General features: G+C 57.3%; 17 protein-coding genes. 14 read left to right on the forward strand and 3 right to left on the reverse strand.

All coding sequences use genetic code 11. The features are described from left to right. The first annotated feature begins 22 nt into the window (after positions 1-22). The 10 genes from J4D52_RS26800 (at position 23) to J4D52_RS26845 (ending at position 8,535) form a co-directional block, all read left to right on the forward strand. Complete coding sequence (locus J4D52_RS26800; protein ID WP_102677795.1) at positions 23-907, forward strand: MBL fold metallo-hydrolase; 885 nt, start codon at positions 23-25, stop codon at positions 905-907. Positions 908-941: 34 nt separating this feature from the next. After that, entirely contained in the window at positions 942-2,219 is a 1,278-nt protein-coding gene (locus tag J4D52_RS26805; protein WP_063429899.1) for an FAD/NAD(P)-binding oxidoreductase, read from the forward strand. Continuing rightward, a complete protein-coding gene (locus J4D52_RS26810) occupies positions 2,216-3,040 on the forward strand; it encodes a sulfite exporter TauE/SafE family protein (protein ID WP_063429897.1) in 825 nt (274 codons plus the stop codon). Before J4D52_RS26805 ends, J4D52_RS26810 begins: the two co-directional genes overlap by 4 nt. Before the next feature lie 206 nt (positions 3,041-3,246). Beyond that, positions 3,247-4,824, forward strand: a complete 1,578-nt coding sequence (locus tag J4D52_RS26815) for a DUF2235 domain-containing protein (protein WP_063429895.1) — start codon at positions 3,247-3,249, stop codon at positions 4,822-4,824. Then, positions 4,824-5,483 carry a DUF2931 family protein gene (locus tag J4D52_RS26820; protein ID WP_009048443.1) on the forward strand — a complete coding sequence of 220 codons (660 nt, stop codon included), beginning with the start codon at positions 4,824-4,826 and terminating at the stop codon, positions 5,481-5,483. The genes J4D52_RS26815 and J4D52_RS26820 overlap by 1 nt, the downstream gene beginning before the upstream one ends. A 75-nt stretch (positions 5,484-5,558) precedes the next feature. Continuing rightward, positions 5,559-6,215, forward strand: coding sequence for a DUF2931 family protein (locus tag J4D52_RS26825; protein ID WP_081251626.1), 657 nt, complete (start codon positions 5,559-5,561; stop codon positions 6,213-6,215). Positions 6,216-6,288: 73 nt separating this feature from the next. Next, positions 6,289-6,942, forward strand: coding sequence for a DUF2931 family protein (locus J4D52_RS26830; RefSeq protein WP_063430893.1), 654 nt, complete (start codon positions 6,289-6,291; stop codon positions 6,940-6,942). A 210-nt stretch (positions 6,943-7,152) separates the two neighbouring features. Continuing rightward, the gene (locus J4D52_RS26835; protein WP_053278642.1) at positions 7,153-7,587 is read left to right on the forward strand and encodes a YeeE/YedE family protein; all 435 of its coding nucleotides are present in this window, start codon (positions 7,153-7,155) and stop codon (positions 7,585-7,587) included. 2 nt (positions 7,588-7,589) lie between these two features. Next, positions 7,590-8,009 (forward strand): DUF6691 family protein, encoded by a 420-nt coding sequence (locus J4D52_RS26840; RefSeq protein WP_173678565.1) that lies wholly within the window; start codon positions 7,590-7,592, stop codon positions 8,007-8,009. A 64-nt stretch (positions 8,010-8,073) separates the two neighbouring features. Then, positions 8,074-8,535, forward strand: a complete 462-nt coding sequence (locus J4D52_RS26845; RefSeq protein WP_102677796.1) for a GNAT family N-acetyltransferase — start codon at positions 8,074-8,076, stop codon at positions 8,533-8,535. Positions 8,536-8,643: 108 nt separating this feature from the next. Here J4D52_RS26845 and J4D52_RS26850 read toward each other — a convergent pair whose 3' ends face one another. Both J4D52_RS26850 and J4D52_RS26855 read right to left on the reverse strand, forming a co-directional pair. After that, positions 8,644-9,330, reverse strand: a complete 687-nt coding sequence (locus J4D52_RS26850) for a hypothetical protein (RefSeq protein WP_102677797.1) — start codon at positions 9,328-9,330, stop codon at positions 8,644-8,646. Continuing rightward, on the reverse strand, positions 9,330-10,307 hold the full coding sequence (locus J4D52_RS26855; RefSeq protein ID WP_102677798.1) for a hypothetical protein: 978 nt from the start codon (positions 10,305-10,307) through the stop codon (positions 9,330-9,332). Before J4D52_RS26855 ends, J4D52_RS26850 begins: the two co-directional genes overlap by 1 nt. Positions 10,308-10,888: 581 nt before the next feature. Here J4D52_RS26855 and J4D52_RS26860 point away from each other — a divergent pair. Beyond that, positions 10,889-11,170: a fructose-bisphosphate aldolase gene (locus J4D52_RS26860; protein WP_102677799.1), complete on the forward strand. Its 282-nt coding sequence runs from the start codon at positions 10,889-10,891 to the stop codon at positions 11,168-11,170. Positions 11,171-11,602: 432 nt separating this feature from the next. Here the strand turns inward: J4D52_RS26860 and J4D52_RS26865 are convergent, their stop codons facing one another. Next, entirely contained in the window at positions 11,603-13,039 is a 1,437-nt protein-coding gene (locus J4D52_RS26865) for a hypothetical protein (protein ID WP_102677800.1), read from the reverse strand. Positions 13,040-14,005: 966 nt separating this feature from the next. Between J4D52_RS26865 and J4D52_RS26870 the strand changes: the two genes are divergently transcribed. The 3 genes from J4D52_RS26870 to J4D52_RS26880 all read left to right on the forward strand — a co-directional run bounded on the left by J4D52_RS26870 (position 14,006) and on the right by J4D52_RS26880 (position 17,233). Beyond that, positions 14,006-14,389 carry a nucleotide pyrophosphohydrolase gene (locus J4D52_RS26870; RefSeq protein WP_102677801.1) on the forward strand — a complete coding sequence of 128 codons (384 nt, stop codon included), beginning with the start codon at positions 14,006-14,008 and terminating at the stop codon, positions 14,387-14,389. 24 nt (positions 14,390-14,413) lie between these two features. Further along, entirely contained in the window at positions 14,414-16,285 is a 1,872-nt protein-coding gene (locus J4D52_RS26875; protein WP_102677802.1) for a DUF2075 domain-containing protein, read from the forward strand. A gap of 186 nt (positions 16,286-16,471) precedes the next feature. Further along, positions 16,472-17,233, forward strand: coding sequence for an HNH endonuclease (locus J4D52_RS26880; protein WP_102677803.1), 762 nt, complete (start codon positions 16,472-16,474; stop codon positions 17,231-17,233). Positions 17,234-17,349: the final 116 nt, after the last annotated feature.

Below are 17,349 nucleotides of genomic sequence, written 5' to 3' on the forward strand. Positions count from 1 at the left end.
ACCCTATTGTTCGGAGAGCCCAATGATCATCGGCGCATCGCTGTGCGTAGAAGCCTTTTTCGACCACCAGACATGGACCATCAGCTATCTGGTGATGGACCTCGACACCCGGCGCTGCGCGCTGATCGACAGCGTGCTGGACTACGACCCCAAGTCCGGCCGCACCCGCACCGAGTCCGCCGACAAGCTGATTGCCCGGGTGCGTGAACTGGACGCCCAGGTCGACTGGATCCTCGAGACCCACGTGCACGCCGATCACCTGTCCGCCGCGGCCTACCTCAAGGCGCAGCTCGGTGCCCGGGTGGCGATCGGCAACCAGATCACCGTGGTGCAACAGGTGTTCGGCCAACTGTTCAACGAAGGCCTGGGTTTTGCCCGCGACGGCAGCCAGTTCGACGTGCTGCTCGAAGACGACAGCCGCTTCGCCATCGGCAACCTCCAGGCCCGCGCCCTGCACACCCCCGGCCATACCCCGGCGTGCATGACCTATCTGGTGCAAGTCGGTGAGGAGACCGTGGCCTTTGTCGGCGACACCCTGTTCATGCCCGACTACGGCACCGCCCGCTGCGACTTCCCCGGCGCCGACGCGCGCACCCTGTACCGTTCCATCGGCAAGATCCTCGCCCTGCCACCGCAGACCCGGCTGTTCATGTGCCACGACTACCTGCCCAACGGCCGCGAGCTGCAATACATGACCACGGTCGCCGAACAGCGCGCCAACAACATTCATATCCACCAAGGGATCGATGAGGACAGCTTCGTGCGCATGCGCGAAGCCCGCGACGCCACCCTGGAAATGCCGGTGCTGATCCTGCCCTCGGTGCAGGTCAACATGCGCAGCGGCCAGTTCCCCGAGCCCGACGACAACGGCGTGAGCTACCTGAAGATCCCGCTGAACGCCCTTTAAAACCTATAACGCCACTCCACCAGGAGACGCTGCCATGCGCCCGATTTCCCCTACTCAACGAGCCGTCAACGGCAGCCACCAGGTGCTGATCGTCGGCGGCGGCGCGGCTGGCATTGCCACCGCGTCCAGCCTGATCAGCCGCGAACCGCATCTGGACGTCGCCATTATCGACCCGGCCGACACCCACTATTACCAGCCCGGCTGGACTCTGGTCGGCGCCGGGGTGTTCCGCGCCGAAGACACCGCCCGCAGCATGGCCTCGCTGATCCCCAAGGGGGTGAAATGGATCCAGGCAGCGGTGAGCAGCTTCGAGCCGGAGCACAACGCCCTGGTGCTCAACGACGGTCGCGTGCTGGGTTATGACCAGTTGGTGGTCTGCCCAGGCCTCAAGCTCGACTGGAACGCCATCGACGGCCTGAGCGAAACCCTGGGCAAGAATGGCGTGACCTCCAATTACCGCTACGACCTGGCTCCCTACACCTGGCAACTGGCGCAGAACCTCAAGCAGGGTCAGGCGCTGTTCAGCCAGCCGCCGATGCCGATCAAATGCGCCGGCGCGCCACAGAAGGCCATGTACCTGTCCTGCGATCACTGGCTGCGCAGCGGCCGGCTGGAGCAGATCAACACCCGTTTCCTGAATGCCGGCGGCGTGCTGTTCGGCGTGCCGGACTACGTACCGGCGCTGATGGAGTACGTGAAGAAATACGACATCGCCCTGGATTTCGGCCACAACCTGGTGGCGGTGGACGGCCCCGGCAAACGGGCGACCTTCGTCCGCAACACTGCCGAGGGCCAGTCGGAGCGCATCGAGCTGCCCTTCGACATGCTGCACGTGGTGCCGCCGCAGACCGCCCCGGACTTTATCCGCAACAGCCCGCTGGCCGACGCCGCCGGCTGGATCGACGTCGACCCGCACAGCCTGCAGCACAAGCGCTACAGCAACATCCATGGCCTCGGCGACGGGACCAATACCAGCAACGCGAAAACCGCCGCGGCGGCGCGCAAGCAGGCGCCGGTGGTGGCCACCAACGTGCTGGTGAACCTCAAGCGCCTGCCGACCCGGGCGCAGTACGACGGTTACGGCTCCTGCCCGCTGACCGTGGAGCGCGGCAAGATCGTCCTCGCCGAATTCACCTACGGCGGCAAGGTCGCGCCGAGCTTTCCGGCCTGGCTGCTCGACGGTCGCCAGCCGACCCGGCGCGCCTGGTGGTTGAAGGAGCGCATCCTGCCGCCGCTGTACTGGCGCGGCATGCTCAAGGGCCATGAGTGGCTGGCGCGGCCCAGCCTGGTGACGGACCTGCCGGAATCATGAGTGAGTACAGTCTGCTGGGCGCAGGACTCGGCGCGTTGATCGGTGCGATCCTGGCGTTGACCGGGGCCGGCGGCGGGATTCTCGCGGTGCCGCTGTTGGTGTTCGGCCTCGGCCTGAGCATGGTCGAGGCCGCGCCCATCGGCCTGCTCGCGGTAGGCCTGGCGGCCGCCGTGGGCGCGGTGCTGGGGCTGCGCGAAGGCATCGTGCGCTACCGCGCCGCCGGCTTCGTCGCCGCCATCGGCATTCTCATGGCGCCGCTGGGCCTGTGGCTGGCCCACCGCCTGCCGAACCTGCCACTGGCCCTGCTGTTTTCCGCGGTGCTGCTGTACGCCTGCGGACGCATCCTGCTCAAGGCCACCCGCGAACTGCGCCACGGTCAACCGGCACCCCGCGCCGAGTTCCGCCCCTGCGTGCTCAACCCGCTGCAAGGCCGGCTGCGCTGGACCCTGCCCTGCGCCCGCGCATTGACCGTCACCGGCATGCTCTCGGGGCTGCTCTCCGGGCTGCTCGGCGTCGGCGGCGGCTTCGTGATCATCCCGGCCCTGACCCGCTACACCAACCTCGACAGCAAAAGCATCGTCGCCACCTCCCTGGCGGTGATCGCCCTGGTGTCCACCGGCAGCGTGATCACCGCCAGCCTCAGCGGCGTGATGCACTGGGCGGTGGGCGCACCCTTCGCCGGCGGCGCGGTGCTGGGGCTGATCGCCGGCCGGCAGGTCGCCCGTTACCTGGCGGGGCCACGGTTGCAGCAGTTGTTTGCCTTGGTGGGGATGCTGGCGGCGGTGATGCTCAGCCTCGGAGCACTCGGCGCGTGGCACTGAGCCCGCAATCGCGAGCAAACGCTCTCCTGTAGGAGCGAAGCTTGCTCGCGATAGCGCCCGCCCAGGCAACAAAAACATCCCGGCAATCAATCGCTCCTACAACCAAATCAGCACCTGCCCAGCCTCTTGCAGATTCCTCCTAAATCCATCGCCCGCCATTCCCGGTACGGTTTCCAGCGCCCCTTTCGCCTGAACCAGGACCACCCATGGCCAGCAACGGACCCGGGCCAATGCCCAGCCTTCTTCGGCCCGCCAACCCCAACCAGCACTCTGCTGAACGCTCCGCCGAGACCGAACAGCCCAGCTACGGCGAACAGCTCTGGGCCCAATACGAGAAATACGCCAAGGAGCCTGCGCCACCACCGGCAAAAGCCCAGGTGGCGCTACGTATCGGAGTGTTCTTCGACGGTACCGGAAACAATGCCAGCAACTCGGCTATGGGCCAGATTTGCGGGGCGCAGCACGCCATTGAAGCCAAGGATCTCGATGGCAGTTGCAAGCCGTATATGAGGGATCCGGAGAGCAGTTATGGGAATGATGTGAGCAATGTTAAGCGGTTGAGTGACTTGTACTATTCCAGCCGGGAAATCGAGGGTAGAGAACTGCAAAAGCGTGCTTTTCGTTCAATCTATGTTGAGGGTATCGGCACACAGACGGGTGAAAAAGACAGCCTGATCACCTCAGGTACAGGGCGTGGTGACACCGGAATATTGGGATGTGTGCAAAGGGCTTTCCGTGAGATCAAAGAACATATCAACGATATCCACACAGAGAATCCCGAAGGCGAGATCACGTCACTGATCTTCGATGCTTTTGGTTTTAGCCGAGGCGCGGCAGCGGCCCGGCATTTTGCCAATGAAGTTGTGCGCTGGCTCGGGCCACTCGAACTGATTCTGCACGACCACTCCAAGGCCTTCAGTCCACACTTCAACCGGCAGTACGGCAACAACGTAGACATGGGTTTTATTGGTCTTTTCGACACTGTGCCGTCGGTTGCCGGCTTGAGCAATCTGGGCAATGTACGCAGCGCCATTACCCCAGGTATCAAGCTGCACCTCGATCGTCGCTATTTTCACTCAGTAGTCCAACTGGTCGCACGCGACGAGTACCGGGCCAACTTTGCCCTGAGCCAGGTCAAACCCGATCATGTGGAGATCCCCCTACCCGGCGCACATTCGGATATCGGTGGCGGTTATCTGGATGAGGTGCAGGAGTGTGTACTGGTCAGTCCGATGCAGGCGCTGGAGGTGCCGATCAATACTGACGTGACCCAGACCTCGATTTACCGGGACGCAACCCTGATAAGAAAGCGCTGGCTGACCGAGGGTTGGCCCGCACAATGGCTGGAAATCATCACACCGGAGCCGATGGTTCTACCGCAAGATCCACAGGACCGCCTCGCCCCACGAAAAAAACGGATATATGCCGGCCTGCAACTCAAGCGCCCAATGAGCAACAGGCTATCGAGGGTGTATCTACGCGTCATGTATGAACTGGCTAGGGAGAATGGTGTGCGCTTCAACGCCATCGACGAACAGGATCTGGACTACGCCATCCCGCAAGAACTGCAAGCCCTTTGTGACAGATTTGTCGCCGGTGACTACAGTACGACTCCAGCCGAGGAGGCCATGCTCAAACTGCGTTATATCCATCTTTCGGCTCACTGGAACCACCCACTTGGCAAACAGGATGGCGGCAGCCTTAAAGTCGTCTATATCAACGCCCCCACGGTGGATGCCGTGCGTGTGCAACACCCTCACGTACCTGACTGGACGCTTTGGTAATGAGAATGTTCATCGCCCTGCTGGGCGCACTACTGCTAACTGGCTGCTTGACCAGCGATCCTCTATCTGGAAAAAACGACCCCAAGGCACCTTGGTGGCAGCTTGGCTTCAGCGAGCCGTTCTATATGAAAGTTTGGGTTGAAGACAGCGCTGTTGAAGATATCAACGGCAAGCTATTCCTTCGCACTGGCGGCGGCTCCGCTGCGGGTGGTGATATGGGTTACGACAAAGAGTGGGCCAGAGGATGGGGCGGGAAGGGAGTTGGAGGTAGCGGTAAATCAGTGGTTGGCGCTGACCTGCCCAAGCGCATTTTCGTACGCTGGCAATCGGTCGTAGAGCCACAGGCCTATCGGGCATGGGTGGATATTCCAGAAGAGGCCCGGAAAATCATGACCACCTCGACTAACCGACGCTGCCCGGAAACTCCGCATCAGACTGCTCGCTATATGGCATCGCTCTATTTAGGCCTGGCCCCCGGTGGCATCGTACAAGTCTGGGTCAGAGATGAATGCCGCAACACAGTCAAAGTCGCCCGTGCGCAAGCTGAGATTGAACCGCTGGGGCCGCACCTGGGTAAATCAAACGGGCACTACTACCCGCTACCCGAGAATTCCAAGCGCTACATAGAGAAGTACGGCATTCCCTATGGCAGTTGGTAGACAGAACCCTTCTGATATCGAAGCACGCTGCTCAACAATCACGTCCCCTCACGTACCTGACTGGACGCTTTGGTAATGAGAGTATTCATCGCCCTGCTGAGCACACTGCTACTAAGTGGCTGCCTGACCACCGATCCGCTATCCGGAAAAAACGACCCCAAAAATCCCTGGTGGGATCTCGGTTTCACCGAGCCCAATTACATGGAAGTCTGGGTTGAAGACAGCGCGGTAGAAGATATCAATGGAAAACTGTTTCGCCGCACCGGCGGCGGAACTGCAGCAGGCGGACAACCTGAGGACAACCGGGAGTCTGCGAGGGGATGGACTGGAGTCGGAGTCGCTGGCAAATCCGTAGTCGGTGCCGACCTGCCCAAACGCATTTTCGTGCGCTGGCAATCGGTGGTTGAACCGCAAGCCTATCGGGTATGGATTGATATTCCGGAAGATGCCCGACAGATCATGCGCAGGGCGACCGACCGTCGTTGCCCAGAAACGCCAAAACAAACCGCCAGCTATATGGCCTCGGTCAATCTGGGGCTGGCGCCGGGCGGCATTGTTCAAGTGTGGGTAAGGGATGAATGCCGTCATCCGATAAAAGTAGTGCGGACCCAAGCCGAAGTTGAGCTGCTAGGACCGGACCAAGGCAAAAACAATGGGCGTTACGCCTATAAGGTCAGCGAAAAATCCAAACGCTATATAGAGAAATACGGCATTCCCTATGGCAGTTGGTAAGCAGAACTCTCTTGGTATCGGCGCACTTTACTACGTGAACACATCCCCCGACTTACAACCGAACACGCCGGCAATGAAAGCATTCATCGCCCTGCTGGGCACACTGCTGTTGACTGGCTGCCTAGCCAGCGATCCGCTTTCCGCAAAAAACGATCCCAAAAGCCCCTGGTGGGAACTTGGCTTTACCGAACCCTACTACATGGAAGTCTGGGTTGAAGACAGCGCAGTAGAGGACATCAACGGAAAACTGTTTCTCCGCACCGGCCGAGGGACTGCATCAGGTGGCGACCTTGGTTATAAAAAGGAATGGGCCAGAGGTTGGAGCGAGGTTGGTGGTGATGGCAAATCGGTGATCGGTGCCGACCTGCCCAAACGCATTTTCGTACGTTGGCAATCGGTGGTTGAACCGCAAACTTATCGGGTATGGATCGATATTCCGGAAGAGGCCCGGCAGATCATGCGTAAGACCACCGCCCGGCGTTGCCCGGAAACTCCGAAACAAACCGCCAGCTATATGGCCTCAGTCAACTTAGGGCTGGCTCCTGGCGGCATCGTACAAGTATGGGTAAGAGATGAGTGTCATCACCCGATCAAAGTCGCCCGCGTCCAAGCTGAAGTTGAACCGCTGGGGCCACACCTTGGAAAATCAAATGGGCACTATTACCCCCAGTCCGAGAACTCCAAGCGGTACATAGAGAAATACGGCATTCCCTATGGCAGCTGGTAAACAACTCCCTCACAAACCTAACTGGACGCCTTGGTAATGAGAGCACTCATCGCCCAGTTGACGCGTTGATGCTCTGCGGCATACCGCTGCTCTCACAGGCAACTCTCCAACTGACATCACCACTCTCCTCTAACCACCTCAGACATATCGCACCACCCCCCCAAAGACTAAACTCCACTCACCCTTCCCCTGCACAAGGTCCCCTTCCCCATGAACATCGACTGGCTGCACTTCACGCCCTGGAGCGCCCTCGCCGGTGGCGCGCTGATTGGCTTGGCCGCCGGTCTGTTTGTCATGGCCAACGGGCGCATCGCCGGGATCAGTGGCTTGCTGGGCAGCCTGCTGCAACCGGGCAGCGAAGGCTGGAGCGAGAAGGCGCTGTTCCTGTCGGGCCTGCTGCTGGCGCCGTTGTTCTGGGGGCTGTTCCAGGTGTTGCCGACGATCGAGTTCCAAAGCGGCATCGCCGGCCTGATCGGCGCCGGGCTGTTGGTGGGCCTGGGTACGCGCTACAGCGCGGGCTGCACCAGTGGCCATGGGGTCTGTGGCATCTCCCGATGGTCGCCGCGCTCATTGGTCGCCACCCTGAGTTTTATGCTGACCGGCTTTATCACCGTCTGGCTGCTGCGCCACGGGATGGGGCTATGAACATGCGCAAGGTCACGGCTTTTATCGCCGGTCTGTTGTTTGGCCTCGGCCTGCTGCTGTCGGGCATGACCAACCCGACCAAGGTCCTGAGCTTTCTGGACCTGGCGGGCCAGTGGGACCCGTCCCTGGCCCTGGTGATGTTCGGCGCCATCGGCGCTGCCTGGTGGCCGTTCCACTGGGCCATCAAGCAGCCCAATGCCCTGCTCGGCGCGACCATGCAATTGCCCACCCGCCGCGACATCGACCGCCGCCTGATCGGTGGCAGCCTGCTGTTCGGCATCGGCTGGGGCATCGCCGGCATCTGCCCGGGGCCGGGGCTAACCCTGCTGTTCACGCTCCATTGGCAGGCTTGGGTATTTGTCCTGGCCATGCTGGCGGGCATGCTGCTGTTTCAATGGCTGGAAGCGCGCCGCATGCACTGAGCCCTTGGCGAACCGGACCCGCCAAGGTTAGTGTCCGGGTCTACCGATCGAAGGATGCCCCCACATGGACTGTGAAATCCGCCCCGCCCACGAGCAGGACGCCGACGCCATCAGCCGCCTGATCATCGCCGCCCTGCAGACCAGCAACGCCCAGGACTACCCAGCCGCCGTGATCGCCCAGGTGCGGCAAAACTTCAGCCCGCCCGCCGTGCGCCAGTTATTGAGCAAACGCCAGGTCTGGGTGGCCCAGGCGGCCGGCGAAATCGTCGGCACCGCCAGCCTCGACGGCTATGTAGTGCGCTCGGTCTTCGTCGCCCCGGAAAGACAAGGCCAGAGCGTCGGCCGCCAACTGATGGCCGAACTCGAACGCCAGGCCCTGAGCGCCGGCATCACCCAACTGACCGTGCCCTCCTCGATCACCGCCGAAGGCTTCTACGCCAACCTGGGCTTTCGTACCCTGCGCGAGCAATACCATGGCGAGGAACGCACCCTGATCATGCAGCGCGAACTGACACCACCCCTGTAGCCGCTGCCGAGCCCGCGAGGCTGTGATCGACTGCATAGCAGTCGCAAAACCTGAAAGCACGGCCTGTCTGACTAAACACCAAGACCAACCTACAAAGCCAAAACCGGCTCAAGGCAAAGCCTCAAACCGCCCACTCCCCTCATTCCACTGAAACCCCGGCAACTTGCAGTCGCTCAAACTGATCCGCAGGCTCTCCCCCTCCGCCTGCACCTGCAACATATCCACCCCTTGATACAGACAACCCGGCGCCGCCAGCGTCAGGGTCTGCAGCGGTTTGCCACTGGCCTTGTCCACCACCTCGATCGCCGTTATCCGCTGGTCATTGCCCTGCATCGGCACCTGGAAATACCAGCGTTTGGTAGACGCGCTCTGCAACAGCGTGGTGTTCGGCTGCGGCCACGAGTAGTCCGAGTTCACCAGGGCCACCAGCTTCAGGGCGATGGGCAAGGTCTTGCCGGTGCGATAGCTGGTCCAGCTGCCGCGCACCTGCTCGCTCTGGCGGCTGACCATCAGGTCGTTGAACTGCAAGCGCGCCACCGGCAGGCCCTGCTCGTCCAACTCGTCCATGGCCAGCACCTTGTTGCTGAAGCTGAAGGTCGGCTTGAGGCGGATCGGCGTGCGATAGCGCTGGTAGGCATAGGTCCCCTGGTACAGCGCGTTCTGGCTGCCCAGCGTCAGCACAATGGCCTGCTTGCCCAAGGTGCCCTGGTACACCCCGTGGGCCGCTTGCGCCGGCACTAGCCACGACACCAGCAACAACGCCGCCAGCCCGCGAAAAAGATCAACCAGCCGCATCAGAAACGCTCCTCACCAGACTGAATAAATTCCAGCCGATCAGGGCTGATCACGCGGTAATAATCCCAACGCCGGATGCCCGCACTGAAGTTGACAAAGTCCTGCTTGCTGAACTCCATCTGCCCGCCCGCGGCAAAGCGCACAGTGCCCTCCGCGGCGAACTGCTCCAACTGCGGATGGCGCAGATACGCCTGGGTCTGTGGGTGGTACAGGTAATACTCGGTCGGCGCGCACAGCACACTGCCGTACGGGCCGTTCAAGCTGTAGCCCTGCACCTGGAAATCGATGGTTGAATCGGCATCGAAATGCTCGAAAGTCAGGGTGCGAGTCCCGGTCGGAGCCAGGCACCACTGCCCGCCCACCTCCTGCACCACCTCGCCGGTGGCCCGGCTCAGCACCCGGATACTGTCCACCCGCCCCGTGTCCTCCCCGGCATTGCGCACGGCATGCACACTGAAATAGAACTGCTTGTCGGCCGCCGGCTGCAACAACTCACCGTCAAAGGCCTCACGCTGACTCCCGCCAAAACGCATCACCCGCTGCAACCGCAACGGCTGCTGCACGCCCGTGCGCAAATCGACCAAGGCCCCCTGCAACGCCTCAGCCCCCTCGGCAAAAGGCTGCAACGACACAGCCGCCGCCGGCAAGGTCGGGTTATCCATGATATTGATCAACAGCCCCCCGCCCTGACGAAACGGCGTGAGCTCCAAAGGCATCGGCAACCGCTCGGCCCCGCTAAACCAATAGCCGGACATCCCGCCGCCGTATTGCGAGTCATAGGTGAGCGCCAACTCCACCGGCGTATCGCCGAGCGTGCCGCGGTAGGTGGTGATGGGGTTGGCGTTGGCCGTGGGCACACCCAGCGCCATACCCACCAAAAGCGCCGGCGCCAACCGGGATAGAAAATGCCCCAGGCGAGACACACCACCCCGAGTCCCTGCCCCTACTCGCCTCCCGCCACCAACGGACTGGGTCATGCCTGCGCTCCTTGCAATAAATAAAAGGCGCGCAGGATAGCAAAGTTGGTTGGGGGGATCAGAGGGTGTTGCTGCGGCCCTGTAGCCGCTGCCGAGCCCGCGAGGCTGCGATGGGGCGCGCAGCGGCCCTAAAACGGCGCACCACGATTGTTCGGATGAACCTCAGCGACTGAATGGTGGACGCTGCCCCACGGTCTAGACCTGCGGTAATCGCTACGGGGCTCTTCGTAACCATCTCGCTTGCGACAAGGATCAACGACTCAGCCTCGCCCTACCCACAATCGAGACCTTTCCTACAGCCCTGCCGTTGTCCCGAATCCGCCTCACACCTATAGTTTTCACGTCTGCTGACTCCGGTCAGCGACAGGGTTTCGCAGCCCAACAGAAAGATTCAAACAACACAGTCAATGACAACTCAGGCAAACTTCGCCTTCGTTTCGTTTATGGCGGCTGTGCGTGGGAGACCTTCGGGTCTACCGGGTTTGTTTCTTTCCTCGGTCTGCGAACCCGCGTACAGCTGCCACCCAATTGATTCGCAGCAACAGGTGGCGATTTTTCATTTTTTTGGAAGAAACGACGCCATGAAGACTCAAGACCCATCCGAACGTTTTATCCCTCTAACCCCAATTTCCAGCGATGGACCGGTGCTGTTTATCGACAGGCATGCGCCGCTGGTAGATTTGCATGCGTGTGCCAGCGAGCGTTTGCGCACCACGCTCGACTACCTGAATTTGATGGCCTGCACTACATTACGAGACTCCAGCGACAAGGACATTGGCACCGTGACCAATACCGCCCGGTTGCTGCTGCAGGATGTGCGGGATGTGTTGGCGGTGATTGAGACGCGTTCTTTTAGCGCATGACCTAAAACCACAGAGAGCCGGCCAAAGGTCGGCTTTTTTAATACCTGGAAACCTAGCCAAAAGATGCTTAACGGGGGGCAGCTTGTTTTTCCTCAAAACATAAAACAAGCCCCATTATCATGAACAGCTTCAAGTTTCGTAGACACAATCGAACGCTCAGTGGTCTCCAATAGCCATCGACACTCATCCATGTTGGATTGATTCTGGTCGATCATGACGGGCAAAAAGCGGCCAAAACCAGACAAACCATACGCAACAGTTAAATATAAATTTCTGTTTGCACCCGCCTTTTCCACTCACGATAAAATCGATGAAGCTTTAGTCTTCAGACAACTTAAAACGGATCAACGTGACCGGCTATTCCCTATGGGTACTGCGAGGCGCTGATCCGCTCCAAAAAAACAGAGACTCACGAAGCAGCCACTCTAAAAGCTAGCTAATCAGCTCCATGAACTTACTACGCAGCAACGCATAACTGCATGACTCCAAGTCCCTCAAACGCTCATCTACCAACGCACAAACGTCCTCATCATCCAAGACAATTATATAGCCTCGAGAGTCCGTGGCAGTATCGTGACATCTAGCGGCCAACCTCGATTTATCCTGTACTGTCCGGCACGTGAGTATCCCTACAGTCCCTCTTCTAGGTGAAAATCTACTTGAAAGCTGATCCACCTCAGGATTACCCAACTCTTTACCGTAGTTCTTACACTCCACAAATATCATCGATGACGGATAATGCAATCCCACCCAATGAAAAAAACCAACTTTAGCCTCATTAGTATATGTAATATCGACACGCTTTCTTCCATCATGAATACTATGTTGCTTGGTCGGGTTGCATAGCGATGGATAAAATAGCGACGAAAATATTTTCTCTATAATGTTTTCGTAAGCAGTAGCACTATCATTACCCGTTGGAATAGCCATCAACGCCGATTTTAGCGCATTCCAATCTGGTTTATCGACGCTTTCAACATCTGCAATCGCTTCGTGACTAAGAGGAGGCGGACTTTTATCTCGCTTAGCCTCTCGATAGTCCTCTAACGCATGAGGATACTTTAGCGTCATATTTACAATGGCCAGCTTGTCCGACCCATATTTATCCATCAGTGCTTTTTTAGTAACTCGCTCACGCCCATCCCTGAGAACTTCCACAAGCGAAGTTCTAGCCTTTAACTCAGCCATTTGCATTTCAGGAAGCAAGTAATGTCGATAATACTCATCAACCTTGTAAGACAACTTCTGCCGAACCAAAATCTTCGGCACAAAAATGACTTTCCCAAAAGATCCAGCTATGGGAAGAGTAACATATCCGTCTATCCACTTTCCCTTCACCGGATCCCATATAGGGCCTGACACGACTCCGGTACTCATGGGAATACCGTAGTAAGCACACATGTCTTGCGTGTACTTTATTAAGGGCCCACGCAGAATATTACTTACTGCATCAGACACCATATCGGGGCCCACACCTTCAATTAAAAGGCACGTATCCTCTAAATCCTCCAGCAGCCCTGTCAACGAAGCATTACTTTTAGACAATGCCCCCCAGACCGTTTCTGCAGACTTGACACCGAACGCATGGCCTTGAGATTTGCCTTTAGAATAACCAAGATGAAACTCATTACGTTCACTCAATGAGGCCAAAAGCGCTTGAGCGACCTGATCTTTACCACCTTTAATATTTAACAGGACAGTTTCAAAAAAACTTTGCAACAAAGATGATAACTCATTCCCCCAAGGAGACTCTAATGACTTTATCGCCGTAGGATCTAAAAACACAGGAACATCAGTTTCTAGCCTCACATCGACAAAATCCAATTGCGATTGATTCCGATCAAGCTTATAAAATTCAGATATGCGCATTTTTCGACCCGTTAATATCTAATTAACTTCCCACTAACGACTGTTAATAGGCCTCCTTGTCGCCACCTTCTTTCAACCTTACATTTGTGGTCGTAAGAAGCTTCTCGCCCCTAAAAGATATTACTTTGCCATCAACGCGTCTATACCCGGCGAACGCCCACAGATTTTAACCAGGACGATCAATCGCTTTAATACCCAATCACTTGCTCTCACCCATGTATTTGGTTGCTCAAACGTTGTTGGCGTTGACTTTAATCCATTCGCAACCCAACACTCTGCCGTCTTCTTGGTCAATCCCCCTGCACCTGCGGAACAATACCCACTAACTGTAGCGGTAGGCGCAAGCTTGCCAGAGCATCATCTCGTTTTTATTTTTGATCGACTTAAACTCATCCCACACCTAGCTCTCCGGTATCAACTAAATCCCGTCCTGGCTCGCCCCTGCCTTCATAGAGGCATATTAATTATTGCCTTTGGTCCAGGTTACGTGAAATCCCTAAGCAAAAATTGAAGTCTGCACTTCTATGTGTATGTGAAATCTAAAATTTATCGGTAGGCTCAGCCTGGACCTCACGTAGAAGCGTAGTTTTTTGGCCCATTTTCAGGGTTCCAACTAGGCTCGAGGTCTTCACGCAGCCTGGATCGAAAGCAGTCATGCGAATTCTTTCTACAAAGCATCGTTGCCCCAACGGGGCTCCGACGAGTTAGGGCCCCTCGTCAAACCGAGCGGGAAAAAAACTGAGACCCGTACCCTCAACTAAATGGCAAGCAACAGACGTTTGGGTCAGCTAGCTAGATCCAACTCCTACCTCGCCAACCTGCCTCCATAAAAACGAATGTGCAGCTGCCCCTCAAGGTAGATCAGCAAAAATCCTTCCACAAAAAAAGAAACCTCTTACAATCCACGCTCCGATTTCTGACGCAGCTCCCAGTCGCACCAGCTGTAGTCAACCAAGAGGCGAGATTGTGAGCACTGCTGTTGACTCCCCCACCCCATTACTCGACATCGAGCGCTTAGCAACCGCACTACAGCGCTTTGCCGACGACCGCGACTGGCAACAGTTCCACTCCCCCAAGAACCTGCTCCTGGCCCTTACCGGTGAGACCGGAGAGCTCTGCGAAATCTTCCAATGGATGAGCGAAGCCGATGCCATGGATGCGGCCAAGCGCCCAGAAACTGCTCAAGCAGTGAAGGATGAGTTGGCTGACGTACTGATGTACCTGGTGCGCCTAAGCACTGTGCTGGGCGTCGACCTCAACGAAGCGGTGACCAGCAAACTCGCGCTGAACGGCCAGAAGTACCCCGTCGACAAAGCCAAAAGCACCAGCAAGAAGTACGACCAACTCTGACCCTCTGGGCTCTAAGGACTATTCGTGATCGTTTACGCCGCGACCAAACAGCAATTCCTCGACGTTTGCGATAACGACGATATCGAAGAGGTCATCCTCAAGCACTTCAAAGAGGCCACGGGCAAGAAAGTGGCCGCTTCGGAGATCAGATCTTGGCAAGGTTCGCTGACTTATATGGCCAAGGTCCTGCGCGATAAGGATCTGCCGGATGACGCTGGCGTGGCCATTGAGCTGCACATTCCGCAATCCATGAAACGCATCGACTTCTTGCTGACAGGCCACGATCAATATCAGACCAAAAATGCAGTGCTGGTCGAACTGAAACAGTGGAGCAAAGCCAGCGCCACCAATAAGGACGCGATCGTGAAGACGGCGCTAGGTGGCAGTCATGTGGAAACCATTCACCCGTCCTATCAGGTGTGGTCGTACGCCACTTTGCTAGAGGGTTTCAATGAGGCCGTCTATGACAAAGGCATCCAAGTCCGCCCCTGCGCCTATCTGCATAACTACGTCAGCGATGGCGTTATCGACTCAGCTCACTACGACGCCTATACCAGCAAGGCACCGTTGTTCCTCAAGGGCCCAGACGAGCTGACAAAGCTGAGAAGTTTCCTCAAGCAGCACATCTATTACGGCGACAACAAAGAGGTGCTTTACGAGCTTTCCAGCGGCAAGATCCGCCCGTCCAAAGCGTTGGCTGAGGCACTTAGCGGGCTGATGGAGGGCAAGCCTGAGTTCGTACTGATTGATGATCAGAAGGAAGTTTTTGAGTCGGTACTGGCTGCGGTCAAAGAAGCCTCTGCCGAGGCTCCAAAGGTCGTGATTATTGAAGGCGGTCCAGGTACCGGAAAAACGGTCGTGGCTATCAATCTGTTAGTAACGCTCACCGCCTTACGGTTGATGAGCAGGTATGTCTCGAAAAACGCCGCGCCACGTGCCGTGTACGAGAAGAAACTGATCGGCACCATCAAGCCCACCAAGTTCTCCAGCCTGTTTTCCGGTTCGGGCGCCTATATGGAGATTAAGCCCGACTTTTATGACGCGCTGATCGTTGATGAAGCCCACAGGCTCAATGAAAAAAGTGGTTTTTATGGCAACGAGGGCGACAACCAGATCAAGGAATTGATCGGGTCCGCTAAATGCACAGTGTTCTTTATCGACGAAGATCAGCGCGTGACCTTAAAGGATATCGGCAGCAAACAAGCGATCCGCACGTTTGCCGAGGCCAGAGGGGCAACGGTGGAGGAATACACCCTGTCTTCGCAGTTCCGTTGCAGTGGTTCCGACGGCTACTTGGCGTGGCTGGATGACGTACTGGGTATTCGCCAGACCGCCAACCCATTGCTCGATGCCAGCGAGTACGAGTTCAAGGTGTTCGACTCCCCGCAAGCGATGCACGAGGCCATCGAACAAAAGAATCATGGAAACAAAGCGCGGGTTGTCGCCGGTTACTGCTGGCCATGGCGTAGTAAGAAAGACTCCAAGGCCAAGGATATCGAGATCGGTGACCACTACGCTCGCCAATGGAACCTGGATCAGGACGGCAGCTTGTGGATCATCGCGGAGAACTCCGTAGAACAGGTCGGCTGCATCCATACCTGCCAAGGGCTGGAAGTGGATTACATCGGTGTGATCATCGGACCGGATTTGATCGTGCGTAATGGCCAGGTAGTGACTTCGCCCCATGAGCGGGACAAGTACGACAAGTCGATTCGTGGCTGGAAAAAGTTGATGAAAGAGCAGCCTGTTCTGGCGCAGCAGGAGACGGACCTGATCATCAAAAACACCTATCGAACCTTGATGACCCGTGGGATGAAAGGTTGCTATCTGTACTGTACCGATCCAGAGACCACGCAATATTTTGCAAGCCGGCTAGCCGAGCAAAACAACGACTAATCGATGGTACTAACCCGAGCACAGCACTCAAGGAAGCGGCTGTGTTCGGGAAGCTCCTATCAGGATGAGCCTCTCCAGCGAACATCATTCGCACACCGCATAATTCCCAAACGCTATCAGACGAGAATATTCTTATTGAATATTGCGTTTCTTCCTACAAAGAAACGGGAAACCTACGGATAGCCCATGCCCTCCTCACCCACCAGTAATCAATCCAATCCCCCTTGGAGTCGCGACGAGCTTGTCCTGGCCCTGGACCTTTACCTCCGCCATCGCGGTGGGTTGCCCGGGAAGAACCACCCGGAAGTGGAAGCCTTATCACAGAGCCTTAACCTCATTGGCAACGCCACTGGCGTGAGTAAGAACCCGAGCTTTCGCAACACCAACGGTGTCTGCATGAAGCTCAACAATTTCCGTCGTTGGGATCCGAGCTACACCAACTCCGGTCGTACTGGTCTTGCGAAAGGCAACAAGGATGAAGAGTTGGTATGGCTGGAGTTCGCTAACAACCCCAAACGACTCGCTGAAGTAGTGGCCGCCATCAACGCCAACGTCGAGTCCGGCACGACTACCCCCATAAATTTAAATGAAGAGGAAGAGCCAGGCTTCTTCGAGGCTGAGGAAGGCAAAGTACTCACCCGAGTACACCGGGTACGGGAAAGGGACAAAAAGCTCGTCAAACACAAAAAGGACGAGGCCCTCAAGAAACACGGTGAACTCAAGTGCGAAGCCTGCGACTTCAACTTCAGCAAAACCTATGGTGCGGATATCGAAGGCATCATCGACATTCACCACACTAAGCCACTGCACACACTCCAACCCGGTGACAAAACCAAGCTCACTGACCTGGCGTTGCTATGTGCTAATTGTCATCGCGTGGTGCATTCGCGACGTAAGTGGCTGAGCGTGGCGGAGGTGAAAGCGCGTTACCAAACCCATCTCGCGTAAATGGCGCTTCTCTCCATCACCCACTTGCTGGTGGTCGCCATGAGTGTGCTTGCAGGCCAAATGGCTGGCCTGCAACACGCAGATTTACTGCAGTAGACCCTCCTTCTAAACATCAA

The sequence above is a fragment of the Pseudomonas sp. GW460-12-10-14-TSB1 genome (genome assembly GCF_017349775.1).
GTDB classification, from domain to species: domain Bacteria; phylum Pseudomonadota; class Gammaproteobacteria; order Pseudomonadales; family Pseudomonadaceae; genus Aquipseudomonas; species Aquipseudomonas piscium.